The 14,977-nt window shown below is 73.3% G+C and carries 14 protein-coding genes; 5 read left to right on the top strand and 9 right to left on the bottom strand.

Features of this window, described 5'->3' with window-relative positions; translation table 11 throughout:
- Nucleotides 1–35: 35 nt before the first annotated feature.
- The 3 genes from ACI6PP_RS00885 to ypfJ are packed head-to-tail and all read right to left on the bottom strand — an operon-like array spanning nt 36 to nt 3,153.
- Nucleotides 36–1,415, bottom strand: coding sequence for an acetamidase/formamidase family protein (locus ACI6PP_RS00885; protein WP_421108250.1), 1,380 nt, complete (start codon nt 1,413–1,415; stop codon nt 36–38).
- Between the two features lie 57 nt (nt 1,416–1,472).
- Nucleotides 1,473–2,243, bottom strand: coding sequence for a CPBP family intramembrane glutamic endopeptidase (locus ACI6PP_RS00880; protein ID WP_421108248.1), 771 nt, complete (start codon nt 2,241–2,243; stop codon nt 1,473–1,475).
- Nucleotides 2,233–3,153, bottom strand: coding sequence for a KPN_02809 family neutral zinc metallopeptidase (ypfJ, locus tag ACI6PP_RS00875; RefSeq protein ID WP_421108247.1), 921 nt, complete (start codon nt 3,151–3,153; stop codon nt 2,233–2,235). Before ypfJ ends, ACI6PP_RS00880 begins: the two co-directional genes overlap by 11 nt.
- Before the next feature lie 65 nt (nt 3,154–3,218).
- Here ypfJ and ACI6PP_RS00870 point away from each other — a divergent pair, with 65 nt between their 5' ends.
- Nucleotides 3,219–4,490: a DUF445 domain-containing protein gene (locus tag ACI6PP_RS00870; RefSeq protein WP_421108245.1), complete on the top strand. Its 1,272-nt coding sequence runs from the start codon at nt 3,219–3,221 to the stop codon at nt 4,488–4,490.
- Nucleotides 4,491–4,510: 20 nt separating this feature from the next.
- Entirely contained in the window at nt 4,511–5,287 is a 777-nt protein-coding gene (locus ACI6PP_RS00865; RefSeq protein WP_421108244.1) for an SDR family NAD(P)-dependent oxidoreductase, read from the top strand.
- Here ACI6PP_RS00865 and ACI6PP_RS00860 read toward each other — a convergent pair.
- Together ACI6PP_RS00860 and ACI6PP_RS00855 are read right to left on the bottom strand one after the other, a co-directional pair.
- Nucleotides 5,284–6,912 (bottom strand): FAD-dependent oxidoreductase, encoded by a 1,629-nt coding sequence (locus ACI6PP_RS00860; RefSeq protein ID WP_421108243.1) that lies wholly within the window; start codon nt 6,910–6,912, stop codon nt 5,284–5,286. The two genes, ACI6PP_RS00865 and ACI6PP_RS00860, sit on opposite strands and share 4 nt — an antisense overlap.
- Before the next feature lie 3 nt (nt 6,913–6,915).
- Entirely contained in the window at nt 6,916–7,842 is a 927-nt protein-coding gene (locus tag ACI6PP_RS00855) for an AurF N-oxygenase family protein (protein WP_421108241.1), read from the bottom strand.
- Between the two features lie 176 nt (nt 7,843–8,018).
- Here ACI6PP_RS00855 and ACI6PP_RS00850 point away from each other — a divergent pair, with 176 nt between their 5' ends.
- On the top strand, nt 8,019–8,459 hold the full coding sequence (locus ACI6PP_RS00850) for an SRPBCC family protein (RefSeq protein WP_421108240.1): 441 nt from the start codon (nt 8,019–8,021) through the stop codon (nt 8,457–8,459).
- On the opposite strand, the gene ACI6PP_RS00845 is transcribed toward ACI6PP_RS00850, so the two are convergent.
- The 4 genes from ACI6PP_RS00845 to ACI6PP_RS00830 all read right to left on the bottom strand — a co-directional run bounded on the left by ACI6PP_RS00845 (nt 8,448) and on the right by ACI6PP_RS00830 (nt 12,019).
- Nucleotides 8,448–10,001, bottom strand: coding sequence for a hypothetical protein (locus ACI6PP_RS00845; RefSeq protein ID WP_421108238.1), 1,554 nt, complete (start codon nt 9,999–10,001; stop codon nt 8,448–8,450). The genes ACI6PP_RS00850 and ACI6PP_RS00845 overlap by 12 nt on opposite strands.
- 90 nt (nt 10,002–10,091) lie before the next feature.
- A complete protein-coding gene (locus ACI6PP_RS00840) occupies nt 10,092–11,045 on the bottom strand; it encodes an SDR family NAD(P)-dependent oxidoreductase (RefSeq protein ID WP_421108236.1) in 954 nt (317 codons plus the stop codon).
- An 18-nt stretch (nt 11,046–11,063) separates the two neighbouring features.
- Nucleotides 11,064–11,399 carry a YnfA family protein gene (locus ACI6PP_RS00835; protein WP_421108235.1) on the bottom strand — a complete coding sequence of 112 codons (336 nt, stop codon included), beginning with the start codon at nt 11,397–11,399 and terminating at the stop codon, nt 11,064–11,066.
- Nucleotides 11,399–12,019: a DedA family protein gene (locus ACI6PP_RS00830; protein WP_421108233.1), complete on the bottom strand. Its 621-nt coding sequence runs from the start codon at nt 12,017–12,019 to the stop codon at nt 11,399–11,401. Before ACI6PP_RS00830 ends, ACI6PP_RS00835 begins: the two co-directional genes overlap by 1 nt.
- 96 nt (nt 12,020–12,115) lie before the next feature.
- Here ACI6PP_RS00830 and ACI6PP_RS00825 point away from each other — a divergent pair, with 96 nt between their 5' ends.
- Together ACI6PP_RS00825 and menB are read left to right on the top strand one after the other, a co-directional pair.
- Complete coding sequence (locus ACI6PP_RS00825; protein ID WP_421108231.1) at nt 12,116–14,029, top strand: KUP/HAK/KT family potassium transporter; 1,914 nt, start codon at nt 12,116–12,118, stop codon at nt 14,027–14,029.
- A 41-nt stretch (nt 14,030–14,070) separates the two neighbouring features.
- Nucleotides 14,071–14,904: a 1,4-dihydroxy-2-naphthoyl-CoA synthase gene (menB, locus tag ACI6PP_RS00820; RefSeq protein WP_421108229.1), complete on the top strand. Its 834-nt coding sequence runs from the start codon at nt 14,071–14,073 to the stop codon at nt 14,902–14,904.
- Nucleotides 14,905–14,977: the final 73 nt, after the last annotated feature.

Below are 14,977 nucleotides of genomic sequence, written 5' to 3'. Positions count from 1 at the left end.
GCTGGGGCGACGGGCCGGTTGTCCTGTCGCGACGACTACCGGACGAAGTGCGACTTGGCGATGACGCCGTGGACGCCGGTGGTGCGGTCGACGACCTGGGAGACGACGAAGTCGCCCGCGGCCGACAGGTAGGCGTACGCCGTGGCGCGGTCCATGCCCTGCTCGGCCTCGAGGAAGTCGAGCGCGTTGACGACGGCGCGGCGCATCGCGACGTCGAGGTCGCTGGACTGCCCGCCGCCGAGCGAGCCGTCGGGGTCGGACAGACCGATCGGGATCCAGGCGTCCGCGGTCTCGGCGAACGGGTAGTCGAACGCGACGGCCGGCGCGCCGCCGCGTCCGCGCTTGCACACCGTGAGGCGGAACGTCGCCCGCAGCGAGCCCTCGAGCGCGGTGAGGGCGACCTCGCCGTCGCCCATCGCCAGGTGCGGGTCGCCGACGTAGAACAGGGCACCGTCGGCGCGCACCGGCAGGTAGAACGTCGAGCCCGGGCCGAGCAGGCTGATGTCGATGTTGCCGCCGCCGAGCGTGGGCGGGATCGAGTTCAGCTCGGGTGCGGTCTCGCTGCTCCCGTCGGCGAACGCGACGCCCATCATCCCCATGAACGGCTGGAGCGGGAACTTGACGCTGCCGCCGCGGCGGTCCATCACGGCGACCGGCCCCCGCCGCGTCGACTCCACCGGGGTGAAGACCGAGACGTTGCCGTAGCGCTCGGGGTCGCCGGTGGCGCGTCCGTCGGTGGCCACGGGCGGCATCACCTCGTCGAGCGTGATGCCGGCCGCGGGCAGGCCGCCGGCCTGGACGGGCAGCGCTCCCTTGCCGTGACGGCTCGACACGACGCCGTACGGCACGCGGGGCGTCGCCGACAGCGTCTGCACCTTGAGGACGTCGCCGGGGCGCGCGCCCTCGACGTGGATCGGGCCGATGACGACGTGCGGGCCGTCCTTGTCGAAGTCGCGGGTGGTGCGGTCGTAGTCGCGGGCGACCGAGACGGCGTCGCGCAGCACCTCGGAGCGCCCGACGCCCTTCGAGCCGAACCAGGTGAGCGGGTCGCGTCCCTGGTCCTCCAGGATCCCCTCGTGCGAGAGGGCGTCGATGGTCACCGTGCGGCCCGAGCGCATCGTCAGCACGGGCTCGGCGTCGGTGCCGGGGACGTAGCCCCAGCGCACGGAGTCGGGGGTGGCGCTGAGGTAGTGGTCGCCGTCGATGCGGCCCGTCCCGGGCTGCAGGACGCCCACGGGACGGTGCTTCCCCGGACGCGGACGACCGGCGGCCTCGGCGGCGACGGGCGCGCCGGCGACCGCGCCCGTGGCGGCGGTGGCCGCGGCCGCCCGGAGCAGGTCGCGTCGTCCGATGCCGGCGAGCAGACGGCGGGCGGTGGCGTGGGCGAGGGCGTCGTGACCGGGGGAGGGTGTCATCTGCGTGACGCTAGGAGCGGGGTGTTTCGTCCCGGTTGCCCGAGGACGTCAGGCGCGTCACGGCAGGCCGAGGACGTCCTTGAGCAGCGCGTAGCCCACGAACGCGACGACGTCGAGGATGGTGTGGGCGACGACGAGCGGCAGCACCCGTCCGAACCGGTGGTAGAACCATCCGAACACCAGGCCCATCACGACGTTGCCGAGGCCCGCGCCGATGCCCTGGTACAGGTGGTACGACCCGCGGACCAGGGCGCTGGTGACGATCGTCGCGGCCGGTGACCAGCCGATCTGGCGCAGCCGCGTCATCAGGTACCCGACGACGACGACCTCCTCGAGGACGGCGTTCTGCGCCGCCGCGACCACCAGCACCGGCACCGTCCACCAGTAGGCGTCCAGGCCGCTTGGGACGACCGTCGCGGTGATGCCGATCGCGCGCCCGACGAAGTACAGCGCGAGCCCGGGCAGCCCGATCAGGGCGGCGAGGCCGGCGCCCTCGAGCACCGCGCGGCCCGTGCCGCCGCGACCGAGACCGAGCACGTCGCGGACGCGGTCGCCACCGGTCCACAGCAGGAACAGCGCCAGCACCACGGGGACGAGCGCGAACCCGATGCCGAGCAGCTGGTAGGTGAGGTCGAGGTACTCGCGCGAGCTGCGCGAGGCGTTGAGCGTCGCGGTCTGGTCGCGCAGCGGACCCTGCGTCAGCTTGGCGACCAGGCTGACGAGCGCGTAGACCCCGGACTGGCCGAGCGAGAGGCCGAGGACGATCCAGACCTCGATGCCGAGCCGGCGCCGGGTGGACGCCGTCGGCGAGGTGGTCTCAGAGGTCACGCGCGTTCAACGTGTCGCAGCGCTGGAGCGTGCCCGACTCGTAGCCGGTGGTGAACCAGCGCTGACGCTGCGCGGCCGACCCGTGCGTCCAGGCCTCGGGGTTCACCTGGCCGCCCGACGCGCGCTGGATGCGGTCGTCGCCGACGGCCGCCGCCGCCGACAGCGCCGACTCGACGTCGCGGCGCGTCAGCGGCTCGAGCAGCGCCTCGCCGTCGGCGTCGCGGGTGGACGAGGCGTGGTTGGCCCAGACGCCCGCGAGGCAGTCGGCCATCAGCTCGATGCGCACCGACCCGGACTCGGCGCCCTGACGGTCCTGCTGGGCCGCCCCGAGCACCCCGAGGATCTGCTGCACGTGGTGGCCGTACTCGTGCGCGACGACGTACATCTGCGCGAGGGCACCGCCGTCGGAGCCGTAGGTGCGGGTGAGCTCGTCGAAGAACGACGCGTCGATGTAGACCCGCTCGTCGCTCGGGCAGTAGAAGGGGCCGGTCGCGTTGGACGCGGTGCCGCAGGGTGACTGGGTCTGCCCGGAGTACAGGACGGTCTGGGCCTCGCGGTACTGGCGGTTGCCGTCGGCCGGCAGCGCGTCGCTCCAGTAGTCCTGCACGCTGTTGACGGTGCCGATCACGCGACAGGTGTCGTTGGCGTTGGCGTCGGCACCGGTGCGGCACTCGTCGAACGCCTTGCCCGACAGGTCCCCCTCGGACTGCCCGGCCTGCGTGATCGTCGTCGGGTCGAAGGCGAGCCCGCCGCCACCACCGGCGCCGCCGAGGACGTCGCCGCCGAAGATCAGGCCCAGGACGAGCAGCAGGATGCTGCCCACCCCGCCGCCGACGATGGCGCCGCCGCGGCCGCCACCTCCGGACGTCACCTGGCTGGTGTCGAGCTCGGCGCCCTCGCGGAAGGTCATGGGCGGGAGTCTAGGGCGCGGCGGGCCCGCGGGCCGTCGGCCGCGCCACCACCTAAGGTCGGCTCGTGACCACCCAGACCCCCCTGCAGCTGAACGTCCCGGGCAGCGGCGAGGCCGACGCCGCGCGTCTGAAGGGGCTGCGACGCATGCAGGCCGTCGCCCTGTCGCTGCTCGTGCTCGCGGCGGTCGTCTTCGCCGCCACGCTCGGGCAGGACGGCTTCTGGGGGTTCGTCAACGCCGGGGCCGAGGCGAGCATGGTGGGCGCGATCGCCGACTGGTTCGCCGTCACCGCGCTGTTCCGCCACCCGCTCGGCCTGCCGATCCCGCACACCGCGCTGATCCCCACCCGCAAGGCGGCGCTGGGCCAGAGCCTCCAGGAGTTCGTCACCGACAACTTCCTGTCCCAGGAGGTGGTGCGCGAGCGCGTCATGAGCGCCCAGGTCAGCCGCCGCATCGGCACGTGGGTCTCCGACGAGGCGCACGCCACGCGCGTCGTCGGCGAGGTCGCCAAGATCGCCCGCCAGGCCGTCGTCCGGATCAAGGACGACGACGTGCGCGCGCTCGTCGAGCAGACCCTCATCCCGCGGCTGGCCGACGAGGAGCTCAGCCCCGTCGCCGGGCAGCTGCTGCAGGAGGTCGTCGCCGAGGGCGCCCACCACGGCCTGGTCGACCTGGCGGTGGGCGAGCTGCACCGCTACCTGACCGACCACGAGGGCGACATCGTCGCCGTCGTCCAGGAGCGGGCACCGTGGTGGACCCCGCAGTGGGTGGACGAGCGCGTCTCCGAGCGCCTGATCCGCGAGGCCATCGCGTTCGCCGCCGACGTCCGCGACGACCCCGAGCACCGCGCCCGCAAGGCCCTGGACGACTTCCTTGCCCAGCTCGCCGACGACCTCCAGCACGACGACGACACCCGCGAGCGCGCCGAGCGGCTCAAGCGTCGGGTGCTGGCGCAGCCGAAGGTCGGCGACAGCGCCGTCTCGATCTGGAACGCCCTGCGCAACGCGTTCGCCGACGCCCTGGCCGACCCCGACAGCGTGCTGCGCACCCGCGGCATCGAGGCGCTGGTGGGCTACGGCCGCCTCGTCGTGGACGACGCGGCCACCCAGGAGCGCCTCGACACGATGCTCAGCGACGCGGCGGCCTTCCTGGTGACCAACTACGGCAGCGAGCTGGCCACCGTCATCTCCGAGACCGTCGACCGCTGGGACGGCCACGAGGCCGCGAGGCGCATCGAGCTGCACGTGGGCCGCGACCTGCAGTTCATCCGGATCAACGGCACCGTCGTCGGCGGTCTCGTCGGCCTGGTGATCCACACCTTCGTCGTGCTCGTCTGACCCATCCACCGGAGGAACCCATGACCGACACCGTGCTCTCCAGGTTCGCCCTCGACGGGCGCACCGCGATCGTGACGGGCGGCTACCGCGGCCTCGGCCTCGCGTTCTCGCGTGCGCTGGCCGAGGCGGGCGCCGACGTCGTCATCGCCGCGCGTGACGGCGACGCGTCCGTCGACGTCGCCGCGTCGCTCGCCGAGGAGACCGGCCGACGCGTGCTCGCCGTGCGCACCGACGTCACCGACCGTGCCGAGGTGGACGCGCTCGTCGCCCGCACCGTCGACGAGACCGGCCGCCTCGACGTCGTGGTCAACAACGCGGGCACGTGCGTGCACCGACCGGCGCTCGAGGTGGGCGACGACGAGTTCCGCGAGGTCTTCGACGTGAACGTGATGGGCGTGTGGATGCTCAGCACGGCCGCCGCCCGGCACATGGCCGAGCACGGCGGCGGGTCGATCGTCAACATCGGCTCGATGTCGGGCGACATCGTCAACCGTCCCCAGTGGCAGCCCGCCTACAACGCGTCCAAGGCCGCCGTGCACCACCTCACGCGGTCCCTCGCGGCCGAGTGGGCCCCGCTGGGCATCCGCGTCAACGCCGTCGCGCCGGGGTACGTCAAGACCGAGATGTCGCCGGTGGACGAGCCGGAGTTCCGGCGCCAGTGGATCGAGGACGCGCCGATGGAGCGGTACGCCACGCCCGACGAGATCGCGCCGACGGTCGTGCACCTCGCCTCGCCGTCGTCGAGCTTCATGACCGGGTCGATCGTCACGATCGACGGCGGCTACTCGGTCTTCTAGCGCTTGCGTCCGCGTCCGGCGGCCAGCAGGTCGGGGACGGTGGTGAGCTTGACGCGCGGGCGTCCCGCGGCGGCGCCGGCCTCGCGCTCGGTGCGGTCGATGTTGAGCACGTGCTTCAGGCCGAGGGCGTCGCCCTGCCGCTTGCGGACGAGCCGGGCGAACGCGGCGGCGCCGCGCCTCGGGGCGGGGACGCGTCCGTGGCCGAGGTCGTCGAGGATCGTCGCGACGGTATCGGCGGCGCAGGTGCGGTTGGCGCCGATGCCACCGGAGGGGCCGCGCTTGATCCAGCCGGCGACGTAGGTGCCGGGCACGCGGGCGCCGTCGGCGTCGACCACGCCTCCGCCCTCGTGGGGCACGGTGCCCGACTCGTCCTCGAAGGGCAGGTCGGCGACCGGCCGGCCGCGGTACCCGACGGCGCGGACCACCAGCCCGGTGGCCACCTCGGGCCCGGGCTCGTCGCCGCGCGCGGTGCGGACCCCGGTGACGTGGGAGTCGCCCACCAGCTCGCGGGTGGCCAGGCCGAACGCCAGGACGATGCGGCGACCCGGAGCCGGGGGAGCGGTGAGGTCGACCGGGACCATCGGCACGTCGCGCAGCAGCGCGGCGCGGGTGCCGGGCGCGGCGGCCTCGATGGCGGCGCGGGTGTCGGGGTCGTCGGCGACGACCAGCTCGGCGTCGAGGCGGTGGGCCAGCGCCACCAGCTCGGGGCCGGTGTAGGCGGCGTGCTCGGGGCCGCGGCGGCCGAGCACGACCACCTCGTGCAGCGCGCCGTCGCGCAGGGCGGCGAGGGCCTCGTCGGCGATGTCGGTGGTGGCGAGGTGGTCGGGGTCGCCGGTGAGGATGCGGGCGACGTCGAGGCCGACGTTGCCGTTGCCGACGACGACGGCGCGCGCCGACGTCAGCACGGGCGCCTCGACGTCGGCGAGCGGGTCGCCGTTGTACCAGCGGACGACGTCGGTGGCGCTGATGCTGCCGGGGAGGTCCTCGCCTGGCACGTCGAGCGCGCGGTCGGACGCCGCTCCGGTGGCGTACACGACGGCGTGGTGGTGCTCGAGCACCTCCTCGCGGCTGACGTCGCGGCCCACGTCGAGGTTGGCCACCAGGTGCAGGCGCGGGTTGTCCCACATCGACGCGAAGCTGTCGCCGATGCGCTTGGTGGACGGGTGGTCGGGCGCCACGCCGGCGCGCACCAGCCCGCCGGGCACGGGCAGCCGGTCGATCATCGTGACCTCGGCGTCGGTGGCGTACAGCAGCTCCTGCGCGGTGTAGGACGCCGCGGGCCCGGTGCCGACGACCGCGACGCGCAGCCCCCGGCTCGGCGTGGGCATCGACCGCGGGAACTGCGGCTCGCCCCAGGTGTGGTCGACGTCGCGATCGGCGTAGTACTGCGCGTTCAGCTCGACGAAGATCGACTCGGGGCCGAACAGCCGGTCGGCGGGACGGATCGCGTCGACCGGGCACGCGTCGGCGCAGGCACCGCAGTCGATGCAGCTGTCACCGTCGATGTACAGCATGTCCGTCGTGCCGAAGTCGGGCTCGTCGGGCGTCGGGTGGATGCAGTTGACCGGGCACACCGAGACGCACGTGGCGTCGTTGCAGCAGCTCTGCGTGATCGCGTAGGACATGGGTCAGAGCATGTTGATCTTGCGGTAGACCTTGGCCGCGCGGGGCGTCAGCAGGCCGACCTCGGACAGGAAGTGCATGAGGTGCGCGCAGCTGGTGCGCATCATCGCCTTGCGGTGCTCGCTGCGGGCGGCCTCGCGCACGGCGCGCTTGGTGTCGAGCCCGGCGGCGGCGTACACGCCGGGGTTCACCATGCTGGTGACGATGAAGTAGGCGGCCATCGAGATCACGAACGCGCTCATCCGGCGACGGCGCTCGCTGACGCCCTGCATCGACTCGCGGATCTCCTCGCGGGCGAACTTCATGTGCCGCGACTCCTCGACCACGTGGATCTTGCTGGTGCCGCGCACGATCGGCAGCACCTGCTCGCCGCGCATCCAGTCGCGCTGCATGACGTCGAGCACCTCCTCGGCCACGAGGATGCCGCCGTACGCGGCCTCGGCGTTGGCGAGGGTCTTGAAGGCGCGGGCGACCTCGACGGTGAGGCGCTTGGGGGTGTAGTTCGGGACGTCCATCTTGGCGCAGGCGCGCGCGAACATGATCGAGTGCCGGCACTCGTCGGCGATCTCGGTGAGCGCGAACTGGAACTCCGAGGTGGAGGGGTCCTGGACGTACTGGTCGCGCAGGATCATCTGCTGCAGGATCATCTCGAACCAGATGCCGGTGCTCATGATCGAGCAGACCTCGTGCCGCGTCAGCGTGACCTTCTGGTCCTCGGTCATCTCGTCCCACAGCGGGGTGCCGTACAGCGAGCACCACTCGGGGTTCAGGCCGTACAGGCCGGGCTCGAGCGGGGCGTCCCAGTCCAGCTCGGTGGCCGGGTCGTAGGACAGCGTCGCGGCCGAGTCGAGCAGGCGCGCGGCGACGTCGTCGTGGCCGCCCTCGGGGGCCTCGTCACGGATGTTGCCGGGGCGGATCGTGGTGCTGCTCATGGGACACCTCCGAGTGGACTTAACTGACACGATGAATGATACATCGTTCGTGTCATATGGCTACCGTCACGCGCCGACACGTCGTTTCGCACTGGTACGTACCAGTAGGATCGGGCTGTGCCTCCGCGACGGGGGCGCCAGCGGCGAGGGGCCGTCGTACGGGGGAGAGCAGCGACGTGACGTCATCCAGGCGCGAGCTCACGACCACGCTGCCGATGGCGCGGGCGTGGGCCGTCGTGACCGACCTCACCGGCCCCGGTCACTGGGGACGGGCCGTCCGCACCTTCGCCCCGGTCGACGGCCGGGTCGAGGACGTCGGCGCCGAGCTGGTCTCGACCACCTGGGTCTTCGACGAGCCGCTGGAGTCCGACGTCGTGGTCGTCCGCCACGAGCGCTCGGCGTCGCGGTGCCGGCTGGTGCTCCGCAACCAGAGCCCGGTCGGCGGCGCCACCGAGACCCTGCACGTGCTCGACGCCGGTGACCGCGGCACGGTCGTGGAGCACCTGATGGTCGTGGACTCGACCGTCGACGACGCGGCGATGACCCAGTGGCTGGGCATCTTCGCCGACCTGTGCCGCGACGGGATCAGGGACGCGCTCGAGGCGTCAGGGTCCTGAGGGGCACACCGCGGGCGTGGGCGGCACCGGGCGCTCCACGTCGTCGCGCAGCAGGACCGCGTACCCGCAGACGTCGGCGACGCGGCGGTAGCGCGCCTCGATCACGGGCTCGGCGGCCGACGGGTCGATGCCCCACGACCGCATCGTCCCCCTCCACTGCACCAGCCAGACCGGTGCGCGCGGGCCCTCGAGGACGGCGGTCATCTGCGTGAGCCTCGGGTCGCGCACCCGCACCGGGAGGCTCCACACCATCGAGTACGGGCTGCTCAGCCCGGCCTCGTAGAGGATCCCCGGCTGCCCGTAGGCCACGATCGCGGTGTCGCCGGGACGGGACGCCGCGCCCAGCCAGGTGCCCGCCGTGTAGGGCACCGAGCCCTCCTGGATGCGGGTGATGCTGCTGGTGGTGCCGGCGACCACGGCGAGCAGCAGCGCGTACACGACGACGGGACGTCCCACCCGACGCGTGCGCCGCACGCCGCCACCGGCGATCGCGGCCGCGAGCGCGAGGCCGGGCAGCATCTCGAGCAGGTAGTGGAGCCAGTAGCTGCCCCCGGCGAACACCGAGAACGTCGCCCAGCCGAGGACGGCGACGGCACCGGTGCCCACGTGGTCGCGTCCGCGTCGTCGGACCACCGAGATCAGGGCGAGCGTGGCCAGGACGGCGCCGCCGCTGATCACGAACGACCCGACGAGCCGCACCAGTCGCTCGCCGGTGGCGGGGCTGGCCGAGCTGGAGATGACGGCCGCGGCGTCGGCGCGGAACGGGATCAGGGCGTTCCACAGCTCGGGCAGGGACGTCCCTCGCGAGGCGGCCCAGGCGAGCACCACGGCCGCGGTCACCAGGGCGCCGACGACGCCGCCCGCCAGGGCACGCCCCGCGGCGCGGCGGTCGATCCGTCCGGTGAGGGCGGCGACGGCCAGGGCCACGACGGCGAACACGAAGCCGTCGACGAAGTTCTGCTTGACCAGGGGACCGACGGCCGCGAGCGCGCCGGCGAGGAGCCCGCCGAGCAGCTGGCGGCGGGGGTCGCGGGTGCCGATCACCGAGAGGGTGACGGCCACCGAGGCCATCACGAACGGGACGGCCAGCAGCTCGCCGCTGACCTCGGGCGCCCCGAACATCGACGTGGTGAGGAAGGCGCCGGCGGCCATCGCGGCCCAGCGTCCACCGGCGGCGCCGCGTGCCGTCCGTCCGGCGTGGGCGGCGAGCAGGACGGTGGCGCCGGCCGCGACGCAGCCGATCAGGCGCAGCGCCACCACGCCACCGAGCGCGTCGGCCAGCCCGTAGGCGCCGATGAGCAGCGGCGGCCGGTCGACCCAGTACTGGCCGTAGAGCGAGCCGGCGCCGGAGCGCCACTGCGACCCGAGCAGCAGGAACCCGCCCTCGTCGGCGCCGACGTGCAGCGTCAGGAACGGCAGGCGCACCGCGACGACCAGCAGCACGCACAGCCCGACCCAGGCGCGGTCGGACACGCGCCGCCCGCGGAGACGGGCGAGGGGCCCAGAGGGCGTCTGCGCGCGCTCGACCGACGTGACCCCCACGTCAGCGATTGTCCGTGGTCGACGTGACGAAAGCCCGTCCTCGACGTGAACGACGGGCGTGACCTCCGGCACGTCGACCCTGGGGCGCCGCTAGGAGGCGAACGCGTCGACTCCCGTGAGCTCGGCCGAGACCGACCACAGCCGGGCGGCCTCGTCGGGGTCGACGGCGTGGGGACGGACGCCGGGCGAGGAGTCGGTGGAGACCGGCGCGACGTCGCAGTCCTCGCAGTAGACGCCGCCCAGGCCGTCGAGCTGCGGGGAGGTGGCCGCCCAGACCGACGTGGCGGCGCCCTGCTCGGGCGTCTTGAACGACGGGTTCAGCGAGTTCCCCTCCTCGTCGATCCAGCCCTTGTCGACCATCTCCTGCTTCGGCAGGTGCCGCTGCAGCGGGGTCAGGATGCCGCCGGGGTGCAGCGAGAACGCGCGGACGCCCACGTCCTTGCCCAGGGCGTCGAGGTGCACGGCGAACAGGGCGTTGGCGGTCTTGGCCTGGCCGTAGGCCTTCCACTTGTCGTAGCCGCGCTCGAGCTGCAGGTCGTCCCAGACGACGGGGCTGTTCTTGTGTCCCGACGACGACACCGACACCACGCGCGCGCCACCGGGCGCGAGCGCGGGCCAGAGCCGGTTGACGAGCGCGAAGTGGCCGAGGTGGTTGGTGGCGAGCTGGGCCTCCCAGCCCGGGCCGACGCGCGTCTCGGGGCACGCCATGATGCCGGCGTTGTCGATCATCAGGTCGATCGTGCGTCCGGACGCCAGGAAGCGGTCGGCGAACGCCTCGACGCTCGCGAGGTCGCCGAGGTCGAGCTCGTCCACCTCGACGCCGTCGATGCCGTCGAGGTTCTCGCGCGCGGCGTCGGGACGCCGCGCGGGGACGACGACGTGCGCGCCGGCGCCGGCGAGCGCGCGGGTGGTCTCCAGACCGAGGCCGGAGTAGCCGCCGGTGACGACCGCGACCTTGCCGGTGAGGTCGATGCCGGCGAGGACCTCGGCGGCGGTGGTGTCGGCGCCGAACCCGGAGCCGATGGGCTGCTGTGGGGTGCTCATGGCGACGACGCTACGACGTCACTGGCTGCGGGGCGCGTACATGATCACCGCGACGCCGACCAGGCAGATGAGCGCACCCAGCACGTCGGTGCGCGCGGGGCGGAACCCGTCGACGACCACGCCCCAGGCGAGCGAGCCGGCGACGAACACCCCGCCGTACGCGGCGAGGATCCGTCCGAAGTCGGCGTCGGGCTGCAGGGTCGCGACGAACCCGTACAGGCCGAGCGCGACGACGCCGGCGCCCACCCACAGCAGGCCCCGGTGCTCACGCACCCCCTGCCACACCATCCAGGCGCCGCCGATCTCGAGCAGGGCGGCCGCGGCGAACAGCACGATGGAGCGGGTGATCGTCATCAGGCCTCCGGGGTGGGGGACGAGCGGTGGCGGCGCCAGAGCACGGCGGCGACGAGCGCGACGACCACCACGGCCGCCACCACCTCGCCGCCACGCCCGAGGCGGGTCTCGAGCTGACGGTACGAGGCGCCGGCGGCGAACCCGGCGACCGCGACGACGCCCACCCAGATCGCTCCACCCACGACGTTGGACAGGGTGAAGGTGAGCTGGCGCATCCCGGACATCCCCGCGACGCCGGGCACGAGGGCGCGCAGGGCCGCGGCCCACCGTCCGACGACGACGGCCAGGCCGCCACGACGGCGCACCAGGTCCAGTGCGCGGTCGACCTCGCCGCCCGTGCGGACGCGGTGGGGCAGGTGCTCGACGAGCCGCGGGCCCCAGCGTCGTCCGACGACGAAGCCGACCTGGTCGCCGAGGGCGGCACCCAGGATGCCGACCACGATCACCGCCCACAGCGGCAGCGACCCGCCGTGGGCGACCACGCCTCCCACGAGGACCGCGACCTCGCCCGGCACCACCAGGCCGACGAACGCGGACGCCTCGACGGCCGGGAGGGCGAAGACGAGCAGCAGGACGACCCAGGGCGGCAGGCCGACCAGGACGTCGACGACAGCGGACACGTCCCCGTCCCTCCCGCCCGCGGCGTCAGGGGTCGCGGCGCGACCACGATCCTGCCACCTGAGCCGGATCGGCCCGCTCGACCTACTGTCGGGAGGGTGAAGGTCGACCAGCGCACGGGCGCAGGGGCAGGCGGGTTCGTCGCGGTGGTCGGTGCCGTGGGCGTCGTCTTCGGCGACATCGGCACGAGCGTCCTGTACGCGATGGGGACCGTGCTGCGCGAGGGGACGTCGCGAGGCAGGCCGCTCGACCCCGAGCTCGTGTACGGGATGACGTCGACGGTGCTGTGGTCGATGTTCCTCATCGTCACGGTGCTCTACGTGCGCCTGCTGCTGCGGGCCGACAACGACGGGGAGGGCGGGCTGCTGGCGCTGCTCGGCCTGCTGCGCACGCACGTCCGCGGCGTGCGGGCCGTCGCCGCGCTGGGGCTGCTCGGCATGGTCGGCTCGGCCATGTTCCTCGGCGACAGCGTGATCACGCCCGCGATCTCGGTGCTGTCGGCCGCCGAGGGGCTCGAGCTGGCCGACCCGGGGCTCGCCCGGGCGGTCGTGCCGCTCGCGGTGGTCGTGCTGGCGGCGCTGTTCGTCCTGCAACGCTTCGGGACGGCGCGCATCGGCCGGCTCTTCGGGCCGATCATGATGGTCTGGTTCGGCGTGATCGCGGTGGTCGGCGCGGTCGCGGTGGCCCGGGAGCCATCGGTGCTCCAGGCGCTCTCGCCGCACTGGGTCGTGCTGTACGTGCGCGACGAGCCGCTCGTCGCGTTCCTCTCGCTCGGCGCGGTCGTGCTCGCGGTGACCGGTGCGGAGGCGCTCTACGCCGACCTCGGCCACCTCGGCCGTCGCGCGATCACCCGCGGCTGGCTGTTCGTCGTCTTCCCCGCGCTCGTCCTGAGCTACCTCGGGCAGGCGGCGGTCGTCGTCGGCGACCCGTCGTCCGCGGGCAACCCGTTCTTCGCGCTCGTGCCCGCCTGGGGCCGGATCCCGATGGTGGTGCTGGCCACCCTCGCGACGATCATCGCCTCGCAGGCGGTGATCTCCGGCGCCTTCACGGTGGTGCACCAGGCGACCCGGCTGGGCTTCCTGCCGCCGCTGCGCATCCTGCACACCTCGCGCGAGCACGTCGGCCAGATCTACCTGCCGGCCGTCAACTGGGTGCTGGCGACGGCCGTCCTCGTCCTGGTCGTGACGTTCGGCAGCTCGGCGTCGCTGGCGTCGGCCTACGGCGTGGCCGTCACCACGACGATCACGGTGACCACCTCGATGTACCTGACGCTGACCTGGCAGCGCGAGCGACGCGTCACCGGCAGCCTGGTGGTGGCCGGCTCGGTGCTGCTGGTGATCCTCGTCTTCCTGGCCGCGAACGTGCCGAAGGTCGCCACCGGTGGCTGGCTGCCGCTGGGCATCGGCCTGGTGCTCGTGGTGCTGATGACGACCTGGCAGACCGGCCAGCGGCGCATCGACGAGGCGCGGCACCGTCACGAGACGTCCGTCCGGTCGATCCTGGACGAGGTGGCCGACGACGCCACCGACACCCACCGGACGTCGGGCAGCGCGGTGTTCTTCACCCGGCACGCCGGGGTCGCGCCGATGGCCCTGTGCACCTCGGTGCAGCAGAACCACGTGCTGCACCGCCAGGTGGTGCTGCTCAGCTGGAGCACCGCCGACACCCCGACGGTGGCCGACGACGAACGGGTGAGCGTCGACCTGCTCGGCGACCCGGGCGACGGCGTCGTCCAGGTGGTGGCGGTGTTCGGGTTCCGCGAGCACCCCGACGTCATGGCGGTGCTGCGGCGCGCACGGCGGCTGGCCGGGGGCGAGCTCGACGGGCTCGACACCTCGGACGCGGTCTTCTTCGTGTCGCTGCCCGTGGTGCAGGTGAGCCGCGAGAGCTCGATGGTGCGGTGGCGCCAGCGCCTGTTCGTCGCCGTGACGCGGATGACGCCCGACCCGGTCGAGCTGCTCGACCTGCCCCGCGACCGCACCGTCGTCGTGGGTCGCGAGCTGACGCTCTGACCCGGGCGCCCGCGTCCGCGGCCGGTCGCGAGAATGGGGCCATGACCGACACCGCAACCACCTGGCACGCGTCCGGCGACTACGAGGACGTCCGCTACGAGACCACCGACGACGGCATCGCCAAGATCACGATCTGCCGACCCGAGGTGCACAACGCCTTCCGTCCGCAGACGATCGTCGAGATCTCGCAGGCGCTGACGGTGGCCCGCGAGGACACGTCGGTGGGCGTCATCATCCTCACCGGCGAGGGCGACAAGGCGTTCTGCTCCGGCGGCGACCAGCGCGTCCGCGGCGACAGCGGCTACCAGAGCGAGGCCGGCGGCGTCGGACGCTTCCACGTCACCGACCTGCACGTGCAGATGCGCCGCTGCCCCAAGCCGATCGTCGCGATGGTGGCCGGCTGGGCCATCGGCGGCGGCCACGTGCTGCACCTCGTCGCCGACCTGACGATCGCCGCCGACAACGGCCGCTTCGGCCAGGTGGGCCCCAAGGTCGGGTCGTTCGACGGCGGGTTCGGCGCCAGCGTCCTGTCGCAGCTGGTGGGCATGAAGAAGGCCAAGGAGATCTGGTTCCTGTGCCGCCAGTACGACGCCGCCGAGGCCCTCGAGATGGGCCTGGTGAACACGGTCGTCCCGCTCGCCGACCTCGAGGCCGAGACGGTGAAGTGGTGCCGCGAGATGCTCGCGCTCTCACCGTTCGCCCTGCGCCTGCTCAAGGCCAGCTTCCACGCGGCCGAGGACGGCTACGCCGGCATCCAGCAGCTCGCGCACGACACCAACCTGCTGTTCTACGGCTCCGAGGAGGCCCAGGAGGGCCGCGACGCCTTCAAGGAGCGCCGCACCCCTGACTTCACCCAGTTCCCTCGAAGGGCCTGAGGCGACGCGGCGCGGTGGTCACCGGCGAACCGTCCGTCCCACTCACCTGGGAATCCGACGAGACCCCGGGAAG

This window comes from Solicola agrisoli, assembly GCF_049059935.1.
Classification (GTDB): domain Bacteria; phylum Actinomycetota; class Actinomycetes; order Propionibacteriales; family Nocardioidaceae; genus JAURVT01.
The sequence above is the reverse complement of the archived record's forward strand: the minus strand, read 5'-3'. Positions and strand labels throughout refer to the sequence as shown.